At 38.8% G+C, this 22579-nt stretch carries 16 protein-coding genes and 1 tRNA gene; 5 read left to right on the top strand and 12 right to left on the bottom strand.

Features of this window, described 5'->3' with window-relative positions:
- Window positions 1–69 precede the first annotated feature (69 nt).
- From M1E96_RS18725 to pepA, 6 genes are all read right to left on the bottom strand, one after another.
- On the bottom strand, window positions 70–663 hold the full coding sequence (locus M1E96_RS18725; RefSeq protein ID WP_319067283.1) for a fimbrial protein: 594 nt from the start codon (window positions 661–663) through the stop codon (window positions 70–72).
- 152 nt (window positions 664–815) lie between these two features.
- Window positions 816–1199: a helix-turn-helix transcriptional regulator gene (locus M1E96_RS18720; protein WP_319067281.1), complete on the bottom strand. Its 384-nt coding sequence runs from the start codon at window positions 1197–1199 to the stop codon at window positions 816–818.
- Between the two features lie 1442 nt (window positions 1200–2641).
- Entirely contained in the window at window positions 2642–3139 is a 498-nt protein-coding gene (locus tag M1E96_RS18715) for a GNAT family N-acetyltransferase (RefSeq protein WP_140183212.1), read from the bottom strand.
- A 173-nt stretch (window positions 3140–3312) separates the two neighbouring features.
- Window positions 3313–6207, bottom strand: a complete 2895-nt coding sequence (locus M1E96_RS18710; protein WP_319067278.1) for a valine--tRNA ligase — start codon at window positions 6205–6207, stop codon at window positions 3313–3315.
- Window positions 6208–6221: 14 nt separating this feature from the next.
- The gene (locus tag M1E96_RS18705; protein WP_140183214.1) at window positions 6222–6674 is read right to left on the bottom strand and encodes a DNA polymerase III subunit chi; all 453 of its coding nucleotides are present in this window, start codon (window positions 6672–6674) and stop codon (window positions 6222–6224) included.
- 409 nt (window positions 6675–7083) lie between these two features.
- Window positions 7084–8595 carry a leucyl aminopeptidase gene (gene pepA / locus M1E96_RS18700; RefSeq protein ID WP_070927662.1) on the bottom strand — a complete coding sequence of 504 codons (1512 nt, stop codon included), beginning with the start codon at window positions 8593–8595 and terminating at the stop codon, window positions 7084–7086.
- Window positions 8596–9015: 420 nt separating this feature from the next.
- On the opposite strand from pepA, the gene lptF reads away from it, so the two are divergent.
- The gene (lptF, locus tag M1E96_RS18695) at window positions 9016–10113 is read left to right on the top strand and encodes an LPS export ABC transporter permease LptF (RefSeq protein WP_070927664.1); all 1098 of its coding nucleotides are present in this window, start codon (window positions 9016–9018) and stop codon (window positions 10111–10113) included.
- Window positions 10113–11189: an LPS export ABC transporter permease LptG gene (lptG, locus tag M1E96_RS18690; protein WP_319067275.1), complete on the top strand. Its 1077-nt coding sequence runs from the start codon at window positions 10113–10115 to the stop codon at window positions 11187–11189. Before lptF ends, lptG begins: the two co-directional genes overlap by 1 nt.
- A gap of 57 nt (window positions 11190–11246) precedes the next feature.
- Here the strand turns inward: lptG and M1E96_RS18685 are convergent, their stop codons facing one another.
- Window positions 11247–11651 (bottom strand): hypothetical protein, encoded by a 405-nt coding sequence (locus M1E96_RS18685; RefSeq protein ID WP_319067273.1) that lies wholly within the window; start codon window positions 11649–11651, stop codon window positions 11247–11249.
- Between the two features lie 212 nt (window positions 11652–11863).
- Complete coding sequence (gene ampH, locus M1E96_RS18680) at window positions 11864–13093, bottom strand: D-alanyl-D-alanine-carboxypeptidase/endopeptidase AmpH (protein ID WP_319067271.1); 1230 nt, start codon at window positions 13091–13093, stop codon at window positions 11864–11866.
- Between the two features lie 16 nt (window positions 13094–13109).
- Here ampH and M1E96_RS18675 point away from each other — a divergent pair, with 16 nt between their 5' ends.
- The 3 genes from M1E96_RS18675 (at window position 13110) to M1E96_RS18665 (ending at window position 15315) form a co-directional block, all read left to right on the top strand.
- Window positions 13110–13238 carry a hypothetical protein gene (locus M1E96_RS18675; RefSeq protein ID WP_369427280.1) on the top strand — a complete coding sequence of 43 codons (129 nt, stop codon included), beginning with the start codon at window positions 13110–13112 and terminating at the stop codon, window positions 13236–13238.
- A 427-nt stretch (window positions 13239–13665) separates the two neighbouring features.
- Window positions 13666–13750: transfer RNA gene (locus M1E96_RS18670), tRNA-Leu, on the top strand.
- A 317-nt stretch (window positions 13751–14067) separates the two neighbouring features.
- On the top strand, window positions 14068–15315 hold the full coding sequence (locus M1E96_RS18665; RefSeq protein ID WP_210833805.1) for an integrase arm-type DNA-binding domain-containing protein: 1248 nt from the start codon (window positions 14068–14070) through the stop codon (window positions 15313–15315).
- A gap of 320 nt (window positions 15316–15635) precedes the next feature.
- Here the strand turns inward: M1E96_RS18665 and M1E96_RS18660 are convergent, their stop codons facing one another.
- From M1E96_RS18660 to M1E96_RS18645, 4 genes are all read right to left on the bottom strand, one after another.
- Window positions 15636–18746, bottom strand: a complete 3111-nt coding sequence (locus M1E96_RS18660) for a DEAD/DEAH box helicase (RefSeq protein ID WP_259695366.1) — start codon at window positions 18744–18746, stop codon at window positions 15636–15638.
- Entirely contained in the window at window positions 18736–19545 is an 810-nt protein-coding gene (locus M1E96_RS18655) for a Hachiman antiphage defense system protein HamA (RefSeq protein WP_210833809.1), read from the bottom strand. Before M1E96_RS18655 ends, M1E96_RS18660 begins: the two co-directional genes overlap by 11 nt.
- 201 nt (window positions 19546–19746) lie before the next feature.
- Entirely contained in the window at window positions 19747–21165 is a 1419-nt protein-coding gene (locus M1E96_RS18650; RefSeq protein ID WP_036958753.1) for a hypothetical protein, read from the bottom strand.
- Window positions 21155–22561: an SMEK domain-containing protein gene (locus tag M1E96_RS18645; protein WP_259695365.1), complete on the bottom strand. Its 1407-nt coding sequence runs from the start codon at window positions 22559–22561 to the stop codon at window positions 21155–21157. Before M1E96_RS18645 ends, M1E96_RS18650 begins: the two co-directional genes overlap by 11 nt.
- Window positions 22562–22579: the final 18 nt, after the last annotated feature.

The following is a 22579-nucleotide window of genomic DNA, read 5'->3' as shown; positions in this document are numbered from 1 at the left end:
ACTCACTGATATTTCTTAATATATTATGTGAAAGCTGGCGATCTCGCCAGCTCATGAAACACTTATAAATTAGTTATAGGTATAAGTGAATGTGATTGGCGCTTTAACATCACTTGATGGAATAGCAAAATTTTCTTTTGCTTTAGATGCTAATTTTGCTGTGAAAGCAACAGTTTGCTTAGTACCTGTGTTAGATAATTTGATACCTTGATTATTTGTAACTGGTGTATTGGAATTAGCTACTTCATATAAAATAACACCGTTACTACCTGTTGAAGCTGAGCTGAAAATTTCATTAGTACCTGATAATGTTGTACCTGTAACTTTTAACTCTGCATCGCCTTTACCTTCCACTGAGACTGTTTGTGGTTGGCCATCTTCACCCACTTCAATTTGAGTGCCATACTGACATTGGGTCAAAGCGATTTCAAAGCTTTTATTACCGCCTTCTAAATAGTTTGATTGACCCATAGAAAAATCAGACATAGGGATCCAACCTAGATCAACACTGGTTTCACCAGAAATACCCAGATCGACATCACAAGTTGCTGAGCTAATTTGCCCAGTAAAATCAACGGTCATTTTATTGTTTGCATGAGCAACAGATGCAAATAGTACAACTGCTGCAATTGGTGCTAAAATTGCTTTATTACTTAATTTCATGGATGTCCTCTAATATTTTAGTGTTTATACATATTTTGCTTAGGTGATATAATTTATAAACGTTTAATTACGTTTAGCTAATTATTCATTTTTTGAATAATAATTTATATAGGTAAGGATTCTTAGTGTTAAAAGATATTTAGTCTTATATATTAGTAAAAAATATTCTGTTCTAATTTGTTGTCATAGGGTAATTTCAATTCTGCTTCATTGTCATATCTAGATATAAATATATTGCTATACAATTTTGCTACTTCTCTATTTTTTTCAAAAATATTTATGAATACATTTTTAAAGAATGATTCTGCTGATGTATCAAGAGTTAATAGTAGTTGAATTAGCTTACTAGCACTAATGTTACAAACACCACACTCATAACGGGATAGTTGTTGTTGTGATATACCTATATGACTAGCTAGCTCTGCTCCTGTCATCGACTTTATTTTTCTTAATCGATAAATTTCTTTACCAATAGCATTTAGAAATAGGTTTTGAGTGTCATTCTCAGATAGATTTTTGTTACTAATTTTGTTCACTAAAAAGTTCCTTACACAATCGCTTTATTTATTTCAGATCGTGTGTGTATAGATCAATTTTGATACCTTTAATTTGGGTTATATGTGACTTTGTTAGTCACTTAATACTCCGAATTCGTGTATATTAAGAGTTTGGATATTTAGTGTCAAGCAATGGTGAAAGTGAAAAAAACTTAATAATAAGCGTTTTTACTAGCTATTTTAAAGTATGTTTTTTTCTATAAAATATAGATGGAATAAGGATTTGCATTGGTTAATCAAAAATGGATTATCTATTTTGAATGGTTTAACGTGTTGATTTTTAGTCTGTATAAGATAATAAAATAAAATAAAGAACTGCAATTAATATAATGACATAGTTATATTAAATTAAGTTTAGCAAGCCATTTATTTAATCTTGTCCAATTTAATCAATAATTAAATCAATATGTTGTGATTTTTTAAAAGGATAATAATTATTTTTTTAGTACTTGATTGTCTATTTTTTTTATTTATCTAATGAAAAATTAAATATTCTAATGATAATTTATATTGCCTGTGAATAGTGTTGCTTATTTTATTTTAATGTTCCTTTCCTATTTGTTTGTTTTATGAGCTAATAGTGTTTGGTATTCATGTATAGATTTATTCATTTAATGAATAAATCTATACGTTCTGCACGTCATGTAATTTTAAATATAAAATTTAAATGCGTATTTTTTTACTATCAGTTTTTTTTAAGTAAATATATAGACAGTTATTCTGATTTGATATTGTATTCTATTAAGGTGAATTTTATTTAATGAGGTAAATATTTATGCGATATTTTTATATTTTTTTGATTTGTTTTTTTATTTTTATATAAATAACTTTAATGATTTTTGTTTTTGTTAACAAAAATAAATTTTTTATTAACATTTTGAAACGTTAAGGATAAATGAGCAAAAAATTTTGAATGTTAAGTGATGTTATAATTTTTGTCCCTATTTATACTAAGGTTACTGATGGTAAATGAACAACTCAGAGGCCAAATTTGTATTTAATTACTCAGAAAAATATAGTCAAGTTTTCATAGTTATCATATTACGATATTTTTTCAATTTTAATAAGTCATATTTAGATGTTAAATAAGTAGAGAGTCTATATCTGTGAGTAACAAGCTGAGTTTTTTGGCCTAGTGATAAGAACTAAAGTGCATAAAGAAGTTTTGTAGAAATATGAATGGTTGATATTATTTACACTAATTTAGATTGAAAATGGTACTGATTTAGATGTCCGAACAGTGTGTATTGATATCCTGAAATGATTTATCAATGGACGAAGTGGGGCTACTTTAAAATTATACCATTATCTATGATGTAGCTGACTGGATTGTCTTTGTTGAATATATCGAGAGATGCGTATTCACTAATCAGAACTGATAACCAGAGGGTAGCTATGTGCTATCCTCTGTGAATTGATGGCTATAATGTTTTTAACATCCGAATTTCACAGTCACTGTGGCCTGTATTGCCCAATGGTTCATCAATAAACTCAAAGCCTAGCTTCTCATACAACTTAATAGCCGCTTGTAATTCTGCGGTTGTTTCTAGATAGCAGCGGCTATAGCCTTGTGATTTGGCAAATTCTAATGACATCAGTACTATTTGTTTAGCGACGCCTTTACCTCTGAGTGCTGAGGATAGGTACATTTTTTGCAGTTCCGCGGTTTCACTATCACCACCAGCCACTTGCGAGACCCCGCCTCCACCAACAATTTGCCCATCCATTTCAACTACCCAATAAGCGCTACGTGGCTTACTGTAGACTTCATAGAGGGTGTCTAAAATAGGATCAGCGACGGCAAAACCTTTATCCGCGGTTAACCCATGTTCTGCGGAAACTTCACGGATCACCGCGGCAATCCCTGCATTATCTTTTTGTTCGATTAAACGAATAGTGTGGTTTGTGTTTGTTGTCATGACAGACTCTCATTATTTTTATTTTTACAACTCAGTGCGAGAGAACCAGAAGGGAACTTCAATCTGAGAACTGCGAATGCAGTAAATTAATGATAATCGAATTTTAATCACTTTAAAAGAAAGCCCTTATTGATGGAGTCAATAAGGGCTTGTCATTATTTCAAAGCAATCAATTACAGTGATGCGATAGTGACTTTTTGAGCTTCTAGTTTACCTTTAGCTTCAATGTTAGCAGCTAAACGTTCACGCTCTTTCTCAACAACAGCAGCAGGCGCACGGCTTACAAAGCCTTCATTAGCTAGCTTGCTTTCAATGCCTTCGATTTCTTTACTTACTTTATCTAGCTCTTTATCTAAACGAGCTAGTTCAGCATCTTTATCAATCAGGCCTGCCATTGGGATCAGTAGCTCAGTGCCACTAACTAATTTAGTGACGGAGACAGGTGCTTCTTCACCTTCAGTAAGTACACGAATACTTGCCAAACGCGCCATTGATTTGATGAAGTTTTCGTTTTCTGCAACGCGACGTTTTGCATCTTCAGAAGCGCCACGCAGCATGACATCAAGTGGTTTACCTGGAGAAATATTCATTTCAGCGCGAATATTACGAACTGCAATGATAGCTTCCTTGATCCACTCTAAGTCACTTGACGCCAGCTCATCAACTTTCGCCGCGTCAAACTCAGGGAATGGCTGCAACATGATAGTATCTGCATCAATCCCTTTCACCACTTTCACTCGTTGCCAGATGGTTTCGGTGATAAATGGAATGATAGGGTGCGCTAAACGCAGTAAGCCTTCAAGAACTTCAATCAAGGTAAAGCGAGCTGCACGAACTTGTGCTTCATTACCTTTATGAACGGCTGGTTTGGAGAGCTCCAAGTACCAGTCACAGAATTCGTTCCATGTGAAGTCATACAAGATACCCGCAGCAATATCATAGCGATAAGTATCAAGTGCTTCACGGTAGGCTTTGATGGTTTGGTTAAATTGCGCCATGATCCAACGGTCAGCCAAAGAGAAGCTCATTTCACCGCCATTTTGACCGCAGTCTTGGTTCTCTGTGTTCATCAACACAAAGCGACTTGCGTTCCATAACTTATTACAGAAGTTACGGTAGCCAGACAGACGTTTCATATCCCAATTTATATCACGACCAGTTGAGGCTAATGCAGCCAAGGTGAAGCGCAATGCATCGGTACCATGTGCTTCAATACCATCCGGGTACTCTTTACGGGTACGTTTGGCAATTTTTTCAGCCAATTGCGGCTGCATCATGTTACCAGTGCGTTTTTCTAATAAGTCTTCCAGTGAAATACCGTCGATCATATCCAATGGGTCGATAACGTTCCCTTTGGATTTCGACATTTTCTGGCCTTCTTCATCACGGATCAGACCTGTCATATATACCGTCTTAAACGGCACTTGTGGAACACCATTTTCATCTTTGATGAAATGCATGGTTAGCATGATCATGCGGGCGATCCAGAAGAAAATAATATCGAAGCCACTGACCAATACATCAGTTGGGTGGAATGTTTTTAGTGCTTCGGTATTTTCAGGCCAACCTAATGTTGAGAAAGTCCATAAACCAGAAGAGAACCAAGTATCTAATACGTCATCATCTTGACGTAGTGCAATATCAGCACCAAGGTTATTTTCGCGGCGTACCTCTTCTTCATCGCGGCCTACGTACACATTACCTTTGTCGTCATACCATGCAGGGATACGATGACCCCACCACAATTGGCGAGAAATACACCAGTCTTGAATATCACGCATCCAAGAGTAGTACATATTTTCATATTGACGAGGGACAAATTGAATGCGACCGTCTTCAACCGCTTTGATGGCGTTTTCAGCCAGTGGTTTAGTACGAACATACCATTGGTCAGTCAGCATTGGCTCAATAACTACGCCGCCACGGTCACCGTAAGGTACGGTCAAATCGTGAGGCTTCACTTCGACCAACAAACCTAATTGTTCGAAATCAGCCACGAGTGCTTTACGTGCTGCAAAACGTTCCATACCACGATAGGCTTCAGGAATTTCGCTGCTGTAAACGGTTGACGGATTACCGTGGGTATCAAAAACTTCCGCTTCTTGGCGAACATTACCATCCAGATCCAACATATTGACCATTGGTAACTGGTGTCGTTTACCTACTTCATAGTCGTTAAAGTCATGAGCTGGGGTGATTTTCACACAACCAGTCCCTTTTTCCATATCGGCGTGTTCATCACCAACAATTGGAATGCGGCGGTTGACGATCGGCAGAATGATTTCTTTGCCAATTAAGTCTTTGTAACGTGGATCTTCAGGGTTAACTGCGACACCCGTGTCGCCAAGCATGGTTTCAGGGCGCGTTGTGGCGACAACGAGGTAGTCCTTACCTTCTGCTGTTTTCACGCCATCTGCTAATGGGTAACGCAGGTGCCACATTGAACCTTTAACTTCACGGTTTTCAACTTCCAGATCAGAAATTGCGGTATGCAGTTTGGGATCCCAGTTAACAAGGCGTTTGCCACGATAAATAAGATTATCTTTATATAGGCGCACGAACGCTTCTTTAACTGCTTTGGATAGGCCTTCATCCATGGTAAAACGTTCACGTTCCCAATCAACAGAGTCACCTAAACGGCGCATTTGTTGAGAAATATTGCCACCAGACTCAGCTTTCCACTGCCAGATCTTATCGATGAATGCTTCACGGCCGTAATCATAACGGGTTTTGTTCTCTTCAGCGGCAATTTTACGCTCTACAACCATTTGAGTCGCGATACCTGCATGGTCAGTCCCCGTTTGCCATAAGGTATTTTTACCTTGCATACGTTGGTAACGGATCATGGTATCCATGATGGTTTGCTGGAAGGCGTGACCCATGTGCAGGCTGCCTGTGACGTTTGGTGGTGGGATCACGACACAGAAGCTGTCTTTGCTAGTATCACCATTTGGTTTGAAATAACCGCTTTTTTCCCAATGAGCGTAGCGTGACTGCTCAATCTCAGCAGGATTATAAGTTTTATCGAGCGAAGGCTCGGCAATTGCATTCTCTGGTTTTTTGTCCATCTTTAATATCGTATTCAGTTAGTTGGCGGCGTCGCCATAGTCAAATTGAAGCCGACGCTGCGGTAAATTTTATACCGTTCACGCGCCAACTGTTTTAAAGTTTCATCGATAGGCACAAAGTCTATCACTTCATGGAATGCGGTGGCAAAATCTGCGAATTGGTTTTGCAGATTAATTAATACATCGCGTTGTGCATTGCCTCGTTTCCCCGGCCAGCAAATCTCAATTGGCGCACCATAACGAGGGCCTTCACCCGCAAGGTTATGAGGAACGAACTGATGGGGATCTCTTTGCCAAAGTGCCTCATCGAGTTTTTCTGCTTGCTCAGCAGTTTCACACGCAAGCAATATACGCTTACCATTACGCCACATCTGTGCTGCAAGTTCGCAAGCCAACCACTCATGAGCTTCAAGTTCATCCTGTTCAGCGGGGGTGGGGGGTAGTTGATAAAATGTGGCGTTTTTCATTGGATCCCCGTTATACTTTGCACCGTAGTGTTGTTGACTACGTTTATTCACTACTCATTACATACTTGTATATGCGCCTAGCGACTCATTCACTTGTCGCCTAGTTACAACACGAATTATTTAGGGGATGTATTCCGTCATACTTCGCGCCGTAGCATTGTTGACTACGTTCATTCACTACTCATCACATACTTATGTATGCGCCTAGCGACTCAGTATCTTTTCGTAAATGTTGTATTTACAGAAATCTTTCTGAATTATAACTGGTTTTGCTGCTGGTTCAAAATCGGTTGGTAGTTATATCGATTATGTTGAGCTTAATTGACTGTCCTAAAAAATAACATCCCGAATCACGGATAGCCATGATTCGGGAGCACGCTTATTTTTCAGGAACAATAATCAATTTAGATTAATCGTCACCATTCAAACCGACGCGGTTCAGTAAAAATTGTGACAGCAAGGAGACTGGGCGACCCGTTGCTCCTTTTGCTTTACCTGAACGCCATGCTGTACCTGCGATGTCCAAGTGTGCCCAATTATACTTAGTTGCGAAGCGCGATAGGAAACAGCCTGCGGTGATTGCACCAGCAGGACGCCCGCCTGTATTCGCTAAATCTGCAAAATTAGGTGTAATTTGATCAAAATATTCGTCAGCTAATGGTAAGCGCCATGCTCGGTCACCAGATTGCTCCGACGCATTCAATAGCTCGTGAGCTAGCGGGTTGTGATTAGACATCAAACCAGTATAGTGGCTACCTAATGCGATGACACAAGCCCCTGTTAGCGTTGCAATATCAATAACTAATTCAGGATCAAAGCGTTCAACATAAGTTAGCGCATCACACAATACTAAGCGGCCTTCTGCATCTGTATTTAATACTTCAACCGTTTGGCCTGACATCGTGGTAAGGATATCACCCGGACGATAAGCACGACCACCGGGCATGTTTTCACAGCCGGCTAGAACACCAACCACGTTAATCGGTAGCTGTAGTTCGGTAATAAAGCGCATTACACCATAAACGGTTGCAGCACCACACATGTCATATTTCATCTCATCCATGCCATCGGCTGGCTTGATAGAAATACCACCTGAGTCGAATGTCAGCCCTTTACCGAGTAATACAATAGGTTTTGCTTCAGGATCAGCGCTACCTTTGTACTCCATAATAGACATCAGAGACTCATTTTGAGAGCCTTGCCCAACAGCAAGGTAGGCATTCATGCCTAACTCTTTCATTTGCTCTTCGCCGATAACGCGAGTTGTTAACCTATTATCTGAAATATCAGCCAGTTGGCGCGCTTGAGACGCTAAGTAAGCTGCATTACAGATATTGGGTGGCATATTACCGAGATCTTTCGCTGCCTTCACACCCGATGCAATCGCTAGACCATGCGCAATTGCGCGTTCACCACTTGGCAATTCACGGCGTGTTGGTACATTGAAGACCAATTTACGTAGTGGACGGCGGTGCTCGGTTTTATTACTTTTTAGTTGATCAAAGACGTAGAGAGACTCTTTTGCTGTTTCAACAGCTTGGCGTACTTTCCAGTAGTTATTACGGCCTTTGACATGTAGTTCAGTCAAGAAGCAAACTGCTTCCATAGAACCTGTTTCATTCAGTGTACTAATTGTTTTCTGAATGATTTGCTTAAACTGACGTTCATCCAGCTCACGCTCTTTACCACAGCCAATGAGTAGAATACGTTCAGACAGGACATTTGGTACATGATGGAGTAGTAGGGACTGGCCTACTTTACCTTCAAGTTCCCCGCGGCGCAGCAGGGCGCTGATATATCCGTCGCTTATTTTGTCCAGCTGTTCAGCTATAGGGGACAGACGGCGTGGTTCAAAGACTCCGACAACGATACATGCGCTGCGTTGTTTTTCCGGGCTACCACTTTTTACACTAAACTCCATGCGTTCTCCTGAATCTTAAAGACAAAGGCCCATGCTCCCGCTAAAATTATTAGCGTACCGCATTAATCTACCTCATAGAGTATGAACTCTTTATGTTAAACTGAGCGGATATCTGGTTTTTCAACAATATTAAGCATCTTCTGATTGGGTAATCAGTATATACTCAAAATAATACCAGTTGCAGGTAGGCGACAAGTGAAGATAGACGAAGAGCATAGATAAACGCTATGACTCGGCTAGCTAAGCGTAGTCACCATACCTTCACAAACAGCCCTGCAACTTGAAGTATGAAGAGTATAGAGAATGCTTTTATATCATTCTAGCCATACAATGAGCCAGAGTATATGTTAACAAATGGTAGATATTGAACGAACTTAGCCATTTTCCACCCAAAAGACAAGTTTTCACAGGCGTATAAGCGTGATCATTATTAGATATTTGGTACGGGAGACCCTGAAAAGTCAGCTAGCTATTCTTTTTGTGCTAATGTTGATTTTTTTCAGCCAAAAGTCCATCGATATCCTCGGGGCTGCGGTACAGGGTAATATTCCTTCAAACTTAGTGTTACCTTTGCTGGGATTAGGTGTGCCTGAAATGGCGCAGTTGATCCTCCCTTTGAGCCTATTTCTTGGGCTGTTAATGACATACAGTAAGCTATATACCGAAAGTGAAATTACGGTTATGCACGCTTGCGGATTAGGAAAAAGCGTGTTGGTTAAAGCCGCTTTGGTGCTTGCCACCCTGACCGCGTTGGTTGCAATCGGCAATATTACATGGATGCTGCCTTGGTCCTCTCAATATCAGGAACAAGTACTTGCTGATGCGAAAGCTAACCCAGGCCTAGCTGCGATGGTGGAAGGGCAATTTAAAACCACCAAAGACCGCAACATCGTGCTGTATATTGGTGAAGTTAAAGGCAATGATTTTAAAAATGTCTTTCTAGCTCAATTACGCACTGCTAATGAACAGCGCCCATCAGTCGTGGTGGCCGACAGCGGCTACATGAAAGAAGATGCTGATGGCCGCCAAGTAGTGGTACTGGATGAAGGGACTCGCTACGAAGGAACGGCATTATTACGTGACTTCCGTATTACCGATTTCGAAAACTACCAAGCGGTTATCGATCATAAAACCAGTGATACCAGTAATGACAAAGTTGAACAGAAAACGATGTTCGAGCTTTGGAAAGCCAATGATCCTGACTCGAATGCAGAATTTCATTGGCGTTTAACCATCGTATTCTCTGTGGTGGTAATGGCACTGATGGTTGTACCTCTTAGTGAAGTCAACCCTCGTCAGGGGAGAGTGCTTAGTATGCTCCCTGCGATGTTGTTGTATCTTATATTCTTTCTGTTACAAAGTACGCTACGCAACAGTGCAGAAAAAGGTGATGTCGACCCGAAATATGCCTTATGGGCGGTTAACTTAGGTTACCTTGCTCTTGCGGTAATTCTTAACTTATGGAATACCGTACCAATGCGCCGTTTACGTGTCAGATTTAATAGAGGGGCTGCCTAATGTTTGGTGTTTTAGACAGATATATTGGACGCACGATCCTCAACTCTATTTTAATGACCTTGTTCCTACTGGTATCCCTTTCAGGGATCATTAAGTTTGTTGAGCAGCTGCGTAAGGTAGGCGATGGCGACTATACTGCGTTAGGTGCAGGGGTATTTACATTGTTAAGTATCCCCAAAGATATTGATATCTTCTTCCCAATGGCCGCTTTGTTAGGTGCTTTGCTAGGACTAGGTGCATTAGCGTCGCGCAGTGAATTGGTCGTGATGCAAGCTTCTGGCTTCACACGTTTACAAATTGCGCTTTCGGTGATGAAAACCGCGATCCCTCTGGTGATTGTTGCGATGTTTATCGGGGAGTGGGTTGCTCCTGCTGGTGATCAATGGGCAAGAAATTATCGTGCAGAGAAAATTGTGGGTAATTCATTAGTTGTCACCAATGAAGGTATGTGGGCGAAAGACGGACGTGATTTTATTCATATTCAACGCATTGCCGATACCACATCGATTCAAGAAATCTCGATTTACCGTTTTGATGAACAACATAAACTTAAATCCGTGATGTTTGCTTCAAGTGGCGCTTATGATAAAGACAACAAACTATGGGTATTATCTCAAGTTGATGAATCTATTTTGAGCAGTGAGAAAAAAATTACGGGCTCCCAACGTTTAACTTACGATTGGAAAACCAACCTTACCCCTGAAAAATTGGGTATTGTTTCTCTCAATGCAGATTCACTTTCTATTCGTGGTCTTTATCAATATATCTCTTATTTGAAAGAGAGTGGGCAAGTTGCTGCGGTTTACCAACTGAGTATGTGGAAGAAGATCTTAGCACCACTCTCTGCTGCGGTTATGATGCTAATGGCGGTATCGTTTATTTTTGGTCCTTTGCGTACCGTACCAATGGGGGTACGTGTTGTGTCAGGGATCGTCGGCGGTTTCTTATTCTATATTTTAAACCAAGGCTTTGGTAATTGGAGCTTGGTCTATTCCGTACCACCAGTTATCGCGGCGTTACTGCCAAGTATACTATTCCTTGGTGTCAGCATTGTTCTATTGGTGAAACGTAAATAAGCCGTCGTTATCAACGATCACAAAGGTTGTAGAATCAAATGATTTTACAACCTTTTATCAACGAGATATATATTTTATACTGAGAATATGATTCCCCATCTTACTGAATATGGCTTTAATTTTTCCCTGTGGTTTAAATAAAATTAGTTGTCTCTTTTTGCCTTTAGTCTCTGAGGTGTGTATACCAATAACCCCTATTACACCGCATCTTGTTCTATTAGCTATTTGCTGTGCGTAAGAAAAATATCCTCCATTTGCACTGTATGACTTTTCAATAAGACCGGCATGCTTTTTTATTTTTTTAATTATTTTTTGTTTGGTATCACACTTAGATTTTTCTGAGGGAAAAGGGGAGGTAGACTGATTTTTTGCTCTTAATATTTGTTGTGCGAATTCATAGGAAAACTGATTTTTATCTGAATATATGAAGCGTAATGTGTGTCTGTAATGTGATATTTTCATCTTAGCCCCTTTATTTATTATGCTATTTAAACAATAGGCACTAAGCATAGCGGGTGGGATAACTAAAAAATTGCATAAAAAGCAGTTAACTTCTAGAAAACTGCCTGAATTTATCAGGCAGCTATAGAGAATAATGTGAGTGCGCGAACAAAGCCACGGGTTAGGGTTGGGGTGTAGCTCACCAGTGCATTAACTGCGTTGGTGGTACTCCTTCAATGTTTTCCATATGCATGGTTAGCGGATAATGCGGCAACCATGTCGTTCACTCCAATAGTCAGTTTACTAAATTTACTGCTATCTTTACGCGTCATTACCACAAAAACACCAATATTTTGCTGGGGGATCATCGCCATATAGCTATTAAAGCCACCGCCGCCACCGGTCTTTTGATAAATGCCCGGACGACCGTTTTGTGGTTTCATATAAACCCAGCCAAGTCCTAATCCATCAGCGTTACCAGCAACATCCATTCCTTTTACATCAATCAATTTTTCTCTTGGGAAATAAATACCTTGCTCGCGTGCAGCGGTGGCTTTTCTGAGGTTTTTATCCGTTGATAAAAATTGCTGCATCCACTTTTGCATATCAGCGGGCGTTGAATACACACCGCCACTTCCAGCTGCTGCTAGCGTGTTATGACACGGACTTGGTTTAGCCCCTATCATTAAACGGGAGCATTGTGATGCATTCGGGGTGTAGGTTGTTTCTGTCATTTTGGCCGGTGAAGTGACATAGCGATGAAATAACTGTGGATAAGACAACCCCGATGCTTTAATCATAGCATCAGCAAGAAGATCGTAAGCAAGGTTGGAGTATGACGCTTCTGTACCCGGTGTAGCATCAAGCTTACCATTTTTTAGCCAAGTCCAGCGGTTATCTTGTGTAGGCCAAATAAACACAGGTCGACCCCATTTTCCACCAGGCTGTTCTCTTGGAAGGCCACTTGTATGACTCGCTAAATGATATAAGCGGATAGGTTGTCCACTATTGTTATCGGGCACAGTTACGCCATGGTAGCTATATTGCTGCAACGGATCGGTAATCAACAATTTTTTGTCTTGCTCTAACTTTATCAAAATTTCGCTGGTCATTAATTTTGATATAGAAGCAATTCGAACCAGTGAATGTGGCCCCGGTTTTTTTCCATTTCCCGGCGCAGTTTCACCATAGTAGCGTGACAATGCTTGGTTATTATCAATAACAATGATAGCCATACCGCGGGCATCACTTTCATTAAAAATACGGTTTGCATACAAATCGACAATCTTAGCAACGCGCTCGTAAGTTCTTCGATCCCCTTCGAACACTTTCCAGTCACTAGATTCGGCATCATTGTTGTTGCCTTGTAAAAACTTAGGTTGTTTCTCAGTCGTTGTTGAGCAGGCCGCTAATGCGAGAGACAACGCAGATACTGACAGAATTTTTAGAAATGATTTCTTCATGTTTAGAAGCCAGCCGATGTGTAATTTTGCATATGATCCAACGGATCTACGTTATTTTTTCTTCGAGAAAACCTTCATCAAAGCGCCAATTAAGATCCCAATAACCAGTCCTACCGCTATCCACCCTAGAAAACCCATGTATTAAGCCCTTCAATCGTTTCGTAATGAACATACGCTAGCAAAAATTATTGTAAGTCGCCAGCAGCCTTGATGAGGTGAACAATTAAATCAAATATTTGACTAAAGTAACATACGACTAGGCTGATAAATAAACAAAAAGTATTAATTGGAAGGTTAAAGTATTTGAGGGATATGTACTCTAAATAATCCGAGGTACAGCTAGGCGACAAGTGAACGAATCGCTAGGCGCATAGAAAACTCTGTGACTGGCATGAGTGAACGTAGTCAACAACGCTGCAACTTGAAGTATGACGAATACATAGACAAAATCATAATCGATGTAAGTACATGCTTTTTTTTTAAGCGAACAAACTGAATAATCAAGATAAATGTTGCTAGTCGAGACAAGGCAAGTATAATAGCCACGTTTTCCAAGGAATACATCACTTCGTGCCGGAGTGGCGGAATTGGTAGACGCAGTTGATTCAAAATCAACCGCCTTCGGGTGTGCCGGTTCGAGTCCGGCCTTCGGCACCATAAGAACATCAAGAGACGTCAATCGACGTCTTTTTTTGTATCTAAAATCCAGTGTTTGCAAGGCTTTTCCCGCGTTTTCAGTCAATGCATGTCAACTTAACTCAACCCACATCAACCTCCGTGTGAGTATATAACTGAGTATATACATCGCTTCGATAATGAATGTATACTCATTTTACCTCGAATTACCGATGCTATAGCAAGGCAGGTGCAGCCTGTGGCGTAGGCTCATAGTTGGTTATGCAGCTCGAAATCATTAACAGTAATCTGAGATATCTTGTTTATATACTCACTCTGGGGTGAAGAGGACAAAGAATATGGCATTAACCGATACAAAAGTTCGTGCAGCTAAACCTGAAGAGAAAGCTTATACACTGACAGACAGTGATGGCTTGTTTCTTTATATTCACCCCAATGGCTCTAAATATTGGCGCTTCCGTTTTCGCTTTGGTGGCAAACAACATTTAATGGCCTTTGGCGTATACCCTGAAATTTCCTTAGCAGATGCAAGAGAAAGAAGGGATGCTGCTAGAAAGCAAGTTGCTTTAGGTATCGATCCTCGTGAACTCAAGAAAGAATTAAAGGAAGAACAACAAAAGGAATTTAATACTTTTGAGAAGGTAGCTCGCGATTGGCACGCGACCAATAAAAAGTGGTCAGAAGGCCATAGCCATCGAGTATTAAAAAGTCTTGAAGACAATATCTTTACTGCTATTGGTAAACGTAATATTGCTGAACTAAAAACTCGCGATCTACTCGAACCGATTAAAGCCGTAGAGATGTCTGGACGTCTTGAGGTGGCTGCACGTTTACAACAACGTGTGACAGCCATCATGCGTTATGCCGTACAAAGCGGTTTAATCGACTATAATCCAGCGCAAGATATGGCTGGCGCAGTTGCCACTGGTAAACGAGTCCACAGAGCCGCTTTAGAGCTTAAACGTCTACCCGAGTTCTTACAACGTATCGATGATTATAAGGGAAGACCTTTAACTAAACTTGCAGTCAAACTTACCTTGTTAGTCTTCATTCGTTCCAGTGAATTGCGCTTCGCTCGTTGGGAAGAAATTGATTTTGAAAATGCCATGTGGACGATCCCCGCTGAACGAGAAGCGATAGAAGGGGTTAAACACTCACATCGTGGATCAAAAATGCGTACCCCTCATTTAGTGCCTTTAAGCCGACAAGCCATTGAGATCTTAAAACAGATCTATCAATTCAGCGGGAATCACGAACTGATCTTTATCGGCGATCATAACCCTAGAAAACCAATGAGTGAGAACACGGTTAACAATGCATTACGTGTAATGGGCTATGACACTAAGACGGAAGTTTGTGGGCATGGTTTTAGAACAATGGCGTGTAGTTCGTTGATTGAGTCAGGGCTATGGTCTAAGGATGCAGTAGAACGCCAGATGAGCCACCAAGAGCGTAATTCAGTGAGGGCTGCTTATATTCATAAGGCAGAGCATCTTGAAGAAAGGCGCTTGATGGTACAGTGGTGGGCTGATTACCTGGATGCGAATAGGGAAGGGCATGTGGGGGCGTTTGGGTTTGGAAGATAATATTGGAGTGAATAATTAAGCTAAAATGATAAATTTTGTCGATAAAATACTGGTAACAATTGAACGGTTAAACATATTTTTATATAGGATATAGTCTCATAATAGATAACCTTTTTAGATAGATAACTAAAAGGGTTATCTATCTAAATAGTATTTACTTGTATTAAGTCAAACGTAACCTGATTGTTTTTACTGACAGTGTCAACTCCTCATTAATTGCACTCACAGCGAAATGACGACAAAGCATACTGTATTAACTACTTGCTTTCGAGTTCAATTTATTGCCGTATACTAAGTACTTTGCAACAGTACCCATGATATTAATCTCTACCATATAGTGAATCAAAGAACACAGATGGATATTTACGTAATTCTGACTCGATAATGTGGCGATGAGTTAGTACCATTTTCTTGCCATATTCTGTTAACTCAGCTCCGGAGCTAGTAAGGCTAGCTGAGATGCCTGATGCAACCACTCTGTCAGCAAGTCCGAGCGTATATAGCTCTGTAGCAAGACTATCATTTAACCCTATACGTAAAAACATCTGTAATTTCCTAATAGATTCGGCAATAGCTGTATTTTCAAGGAAATTTTCAAATAAATCAGCACATGCACCAACTATAAGCATGGCCTCGTAACCAAGACTATTGTCACAAATATTAATGATATTTTCGATTTTTAAGTTGCGATGCTGACTACCAGCTCTATATTTGAAACCATTTTTATTTGCTTGTAATAATATTTCATTATAAGGAACACCAGAGCACCATTGTTTGGCAATAGATAGTCCTGCATTTTCACCTATCAACTTACCTAAACTATTATCCATACCAATATGTTCTATAACAGGCCACAGAAATTCTAGTACACCTAATACATCAGATTCTTCATCTAAAGTTATAATATTTTCTCTCAGCCATTGCTCTAGATAGTCTAATTTTTGGATACCTAGTAGTGCCTTTCCATAATAAGTACGTTTTTCTGGTTCAACCTGTTTAACTTTCTCTGCAACTACTCTGAACGCTTGGGCTAGCTTTTCTTTTTCCGCATCATTAGCGAGGCAGAAAGCAAGAGTACCATTATAAAGTTCAGTTAAAGCTTCGCCATCAAGCATTTCATCACTACTTAAATTAGCAAGTAAGAAGCTTTCAAGGCTTTCTAAATATTTAATCCTTTGTTGCATCTGTTTAAGTAACTCTGTAACATTTTCTCCCCTTCTAGCTAATTCAACACATCTTTCTTCATAATTATAAGGTGACTTAAGAAACTCCATAGGATCAATGGAGTAATTCTTATCAAATAGCGGTTGTATAATACTCAGAAGACTACTTAAACAACTCTCAGTGTTTGATGGGTCTAACAGATTATTCATTTGAGACCATTGCCACCGTTTAGATGAGCGGCGTAGATCAAATAATTCTGTATCAGAAAATATGATACTTCCTTCTGTATGTTTTCCTGCCCTACCTGCTCGCCCTAATAGATTGTGAAAGTCTCGGGTGGATATTAGTTTTTCTCCTTGAAAAACGCCAGATACAACAAGATATTTGATCGGTAGGTTAACACCTTGTGCTAAGGTTGATGTGCATATCACGCAACGCCCCAGACCATTCTCCATTGCATGTTCAACTGATATTCTAAGCCCATTAGGTATACTTGCACTGTGAGGAAGAACTCCACGCTCTATCGCTTTTGTGACAACTGCATCGATTCCCAAGTGTAACTCAGACAATCTAGCAATTTTCTTGATTTCAGTTTGATCGCTATACACTATTGGCGCTTCAAGTTGATCGATACGATCTAATGGTTTAATAATTTCTCTACAAATTTTTATAACGGAGTTTTTTTGCCCACAGAAAACTGCAACTGGCCCATTTTCTGAAAGTTTAAGTCCTAAGTATGCAGCGACTAGTGATTTGTCATCCTTTGGCGGAAATAATTTTTGTACTTTTTCGCTTTTCTTCTTGGGGATTTTGAGTGATTCCATAACTCGCGGTACAAAGAATTCTTCGACATTAATGTTAAAGGGGTCTACGTAGTGGAACTGACCACGTCCCATTCTCCAACTAGCAAATGCAATACTTCGTTCAGTAGATAAATATTCAGATCCGTTAACTACCGTTCCATTTCCTGCATACAACCAGTCGCCTATAGTTTGAGCGTTTGGTAAAACAGCAGAAATCAAAACATGCTGTGTATCTTTACGCAACTCTCGTTTCAAACTTGTTAGAAGTAACTCATAGGTAACACCTCTACTTCCTGTATCGAACTGATGTCCTTCGTCATAAATGACCAAAGATATTACTTCTGCTAACTTAGGTTTATGTCGTAATAGGTAGACAAGCTTTTCAGGTGTAGCAACAATAATGGTTGGGGTAGTACTACTCTCCACCTTTTGTTCAAATAAGTGTGATAATAATTCATTTTCAAAATCATCTAGTTGCGGAATATCATTGAGCTGATTAACCAGAACATCTTCATCAGTAAACGCAGCTGATAAAGATGAGCTAATTTCTCTACATAGAGAACGAAAAGGCGCAATAATTACCGCAACAGAAGCCCTTCCTGATAAGAAAGACGAACGGATAATTAATTCTGCTGATTTAGTTTTGCCTGCACTAGTAGGGAGCTGAACAACGGCAGATCTACCGATAAAAACGTCTGCATCTCCAAGTAGTCTCTGTGCCGGCCAAAACTCTCTGATAAAGGTTGCTTTAGCTAAAATAGGAAGCCATCTCTCTAAAGGTAAGCCTGTATAGATAGGAAGTAGATTCAATGATGAGTTTTTTATCTTACGGGCGATTACTGAAGTAAGGATATCTGCTAACAAAAGCTCTCTATCAGACCCTATAGCGTGACAGTATTTCCGAATATTTCTCGAAGCCTCTAGCACGCTAATTGAGGTATCCAGATTGATATCAAAGTAAGCCTTAATAGATATTGACAATTCTAACATTAACTGAGTCAAAGGCGTCTCTTTGACAAGTGTTAAAGGCTCATGAAATCTGTCTTTCAGTAACCACTCTAATAACACTTCTATCCCCGACTCGGTCAAATCAACTTTCAATTCATCTAGTTTATTGGACAAGACGGCAGAACTCCCCAGCATATCTGCAAGGTAATATGATGCAGCTCCCAACAAGCAAAGGTAATAGTCATACTCTGTTTGTAATTTTGAACCAATAAGAGCATCGAAATACTTAGCAACATTTCGAATTTCACCTCTTCTTTGTTCATAAAGAGTAACATTCCTTTCTGAGGAGAGTTCTTCACGACATAAATCACCTAATATGCCTATTGTCATTAATAACAACTTACTAGGAGACTCAGTCAAATGTATATGATGCTCTTCATCTAAGCTAAATTCGTACATTTTAGCTTTTGCTTTAGTGATTGAGAGTAGTTTCGATGATTGATTCTCAAACCTCATTAGCGGCCCTCTCGAACAGCGTATGAGCAAGAGTCATTAGCTCATTTCCTTGAATTGCCAGAAGTTCTAGATCTTGTGCATAAGGATGGTTTGTTGTGCTAGCACCAGAAAGTACTGCGGCATCATATGCACTATCAGAGCAAATGGCTGCTGCTCCGAATTTCAACTTATAAGGACGATTAACTGAATCTTGAAACCTATTTATTGTACCTATGCCAGTTAAATCGTTTCGGTCGATCATTCGTTGCTTTATTCCATGAAGTGACTCAGCTAAGCGCAGGTGATCTTTCGCTGAATGATCTATAGCTTCTTGAAGCATTGATTTCGGACCAGCGCTCAGTTTAGCCTTCACTTCATACACTAATAACTCATCATTATTTGGATCTCTTTCCACTTGCTTAAAAGCTAGCACATCAGATCCTTTTGTGGATTCGTTAGGTACACCTTTTCGATCATAACGTGTTCTAGGAACGAAGTAGTTATGTAGGTAAGTTAAGTAATCAGCGACTAGAATTTCTGCGAAATCTCCAGCTCGAATACTGGGCCCAGGTGCAATAGTAGCACTCGGAAATTTCATAGAGAGTAGATAATCTGCGCGGGTCTGCCCTGGAGCCTTGAGCAGATCGATTTGAGCATCATTACAATAGTGATTTCTAAAATGCTTGGCCCATGCTGTCATTTTTCGTTGGTCATTAACATCATGATTAAAGCGAAAAACCTTTGCTTCCCGACCACATTCTAAAGTCAGCACACCTCCAGTATCATGGAGCCATTGTATATGCTCATTAGTCCACGGCATTTTTATTTCCTAATCGATAGTATTTCTAGAATATAAACAAACACTCTAGCTAAGTCGCTAGTATACTAATAATACGTTTTTTAACATTGAGTAAAGTAAGAGCAATATTGTAATATGAGTAATTAAAATTAATTCACTATCTCTTACGATAGTAATTTAGATAATGAAAGTATTCAAAAAAAACAGCATCGCAAAATTAGGTTACATGTAAAAGCTATAACTTACTTGTGGTTTCTCATTTTTATCTACATATTTCATAATTTCACCAACTTTCTTTGCACATTCGATTGTAATTGGTAGTCGGCCATCAAGTTGAGTGTTATTCCAATTCATTTTTGTCAAACCAAGTATTTCTTCACATAGTTCTTCTAACGATGAATCATTTTCATGAGCAATAACTCTTAGTGGACTAGGAATATACATACCGGGGTAAGTTTTGTAGAAATCAACAAATCCTCTAGTGTAAAGCAAACCTTCGGACTCTGAGATAGATAGCAAAGTTCCTCGTTTTGGTGGGTAATTAGTTTCACTAAATAGTCTTATATCTGATTCGGTAATCGATACATAATCTCGAGAGCGAATTAATTTTGCATCGAGAGCTTCATTAAAACCTTCAATTTCACAAACTCTAAATTGACTTGATTTATGAATTACAACTCTTGCAGGCATTTGCATTAATGCTTTGTCATATTCTGATAAAGCACTACTTAACAACTCGAAAGCTTGCTCTTTTGACATATAAGGACGCCGATCTGTTTTATCTAATGCAACTGGACTACCTCGTAAAATTACGCCATGGCCAAATTCATCAAATACTTGTGCCAAACTTGTTGAAATAGTTTCACCATCCCTACTTTTATAAAAGCCAATACCTACATAGCATGACCTAGGTTTATAAGTATTCTCAACTAGTCTCCAAGGAACAGTACGGTTTCCTTTATAATACAAAGCAGTGCTGAAGTTCCAAGCTTTAGTTGCATCATCCTGTTGACCTCGAGATGCCTTGGAGTCGTCAATTGTATTTTCAATAACAAGCTGTAAAGGTACACCTAAATGCATTGTTTTTGCTTTTATCATCCTTCTAAAATTATGTTCCATATAAACTTCTAGTTGAGCGTTATCATCAGTACTTTTTCCTGTATTTTTTGTTACTGATTCAAACAAATCATCAGGAATAACACAAACTATTACATCGACAGCTCGATTTTCAGTTAAAAACCTAATCTGATCATAAAACAGCTCAACAGCAGCATTAACTCTATCCTCTCTTTTTATAATTGATGCAATTTTATTCAAACTGGATTTTTGTATGGATCTTGTATAGGCAGGTGAAGAAAGTAACTTTGAATGAAAGCCATGAGAGTCTGCGAAGCCACCAAAGCCTTTAAATAAGTTTGCAAGATTAGATTCTTTTGGGAGTATTCCTGCTCTACATTTTTCTAACCAAATATCTAATTTATCTACACCTTCACCTCGCCCAACAATACCTAATCGTAGCTCTGATTTCCTAAACTCATCTTTTTTATCATATACTCCAAGCCTTTCAATTCCAGATCTTGGACATATATGAGTCCCTTTACCAAATTCAAGAGTTGGTTCAGCTAGTACCTTAACTTTCATCAGAACTATCCTCCATTTCTTCATCTGTTTCAAAATCTGGATATTCACATTCGAGTATTTCTAGTTGTGATATTGCTAAAGAAGAACTCTTTTTATTAAGTTCTGAACTTAGAAAAAAAGCTATAAATCGTGTAATGTTTCTTACTGTTCCTGATGTCTCTAGTTGTTTTTGTTTGGACAAAAATTTGTCATGTCCTAACGATTTTTTATAACGATTATAGGTATATAGCCAGCTAGGAATTATTAAGCAATACCAATCATAACCAATATCGATGAATGATAAACTGAAGCTGATGTGTTTAAAATAAAGAATTTTTTCTGGATTTTTCGAGTTCATCTTTTTTTCAAACACTGTTCTTGTTGCTTTTTTCTTACCAATCCATTCGATTTTTCTAAATTCGTCTTCTTCATGTTCAGGTAAAAAGTAAAAACAGTTTTCTGATGAATTAAAATTTATATTCAAGTCAGCAAGCTCATCTCTAAAAGTGTTTTTTAGTAATTCTTTGATTATACTTCTATATTCCTCAAATTCGGATTCCAATAGTTCTTTTGTTTGCAACGATTCAATGTTATTAACATCAATTAGCTGTTTTAATGAAGGGTCAAACTCGGGATTTACAAATGAAAATAATTTTCCTTCATGAAAAACCCATCGATTTGATAAGGAACCATTTAAAACCATAGCTAACTTAATCAATGTTTTTTTATTATAACGCCACTTGTTGAAATTTAGCTCCTGTCTAGCTCGTTCTAGGACTTCTTCGAAGTTAATGTTGACTTCTGAAATAAATACCTCATCAGGAAATGTTATTTTTGCAAGGTTTGTGGTAATTATTTTTTGCTCAGGAGCTTTAACGTCGGTGTATTGAAGGTAGCCATCTATATCACCAAGTATTAACTTTAACTCATGTAAAACCCTTTTTTGGGCTGGAAGGCGCAAAGAGGTTGTTTTAGATAAAACATCTGATAGGTCTATAATTTGGTTTTTTGTGCTAAATTCGAATCTACCTTGAACTATTTTATCGATTGCTTCTTGAGAATAGGAATTTTGTTTCTCACTGAGGATAAGAATAAATAGTTCATCGAAATTATTTTCAAATCCATGTTCAAGAAATACACTTAAGGTTTTCTTAACTTTATCTATTCCAGATGTTGAAGTAACTTGAAAAGCTATACGGTCATATTCATCACCTAAGTCTATTCCTGGGAAATTTTTTTGTTTTGAATTAAGGTTAACTAATCTAGGGAGATTAAATACTTCTTTTAATACAGGTATTAATGCATCTTCAAGAGAAAGATTTACATCTAGCCTACCTTGCTTAGTAGCAAGATTAACTTGGCAAATGATCCTACTAATTACATCTCTTAGCTCATTTTCGACTGTGATTGTTTCCAAGGTTACAGATCTCCTTTA

The sequence above is a fragment of the Providencia sp. PROV236 genome (genome assembly GCF_033676985.1).
GTDB classification, from domain to species: domain Bacteria; phylum Pseudomonadota; class Gammaproteobacteria; order Enterobacterales; family Enterobacteriaceae; genus Providencia; species Providencia manganoxydans.
This window is presented reverse-complemented; position numbering and strand designations above follow the sequence as displayed.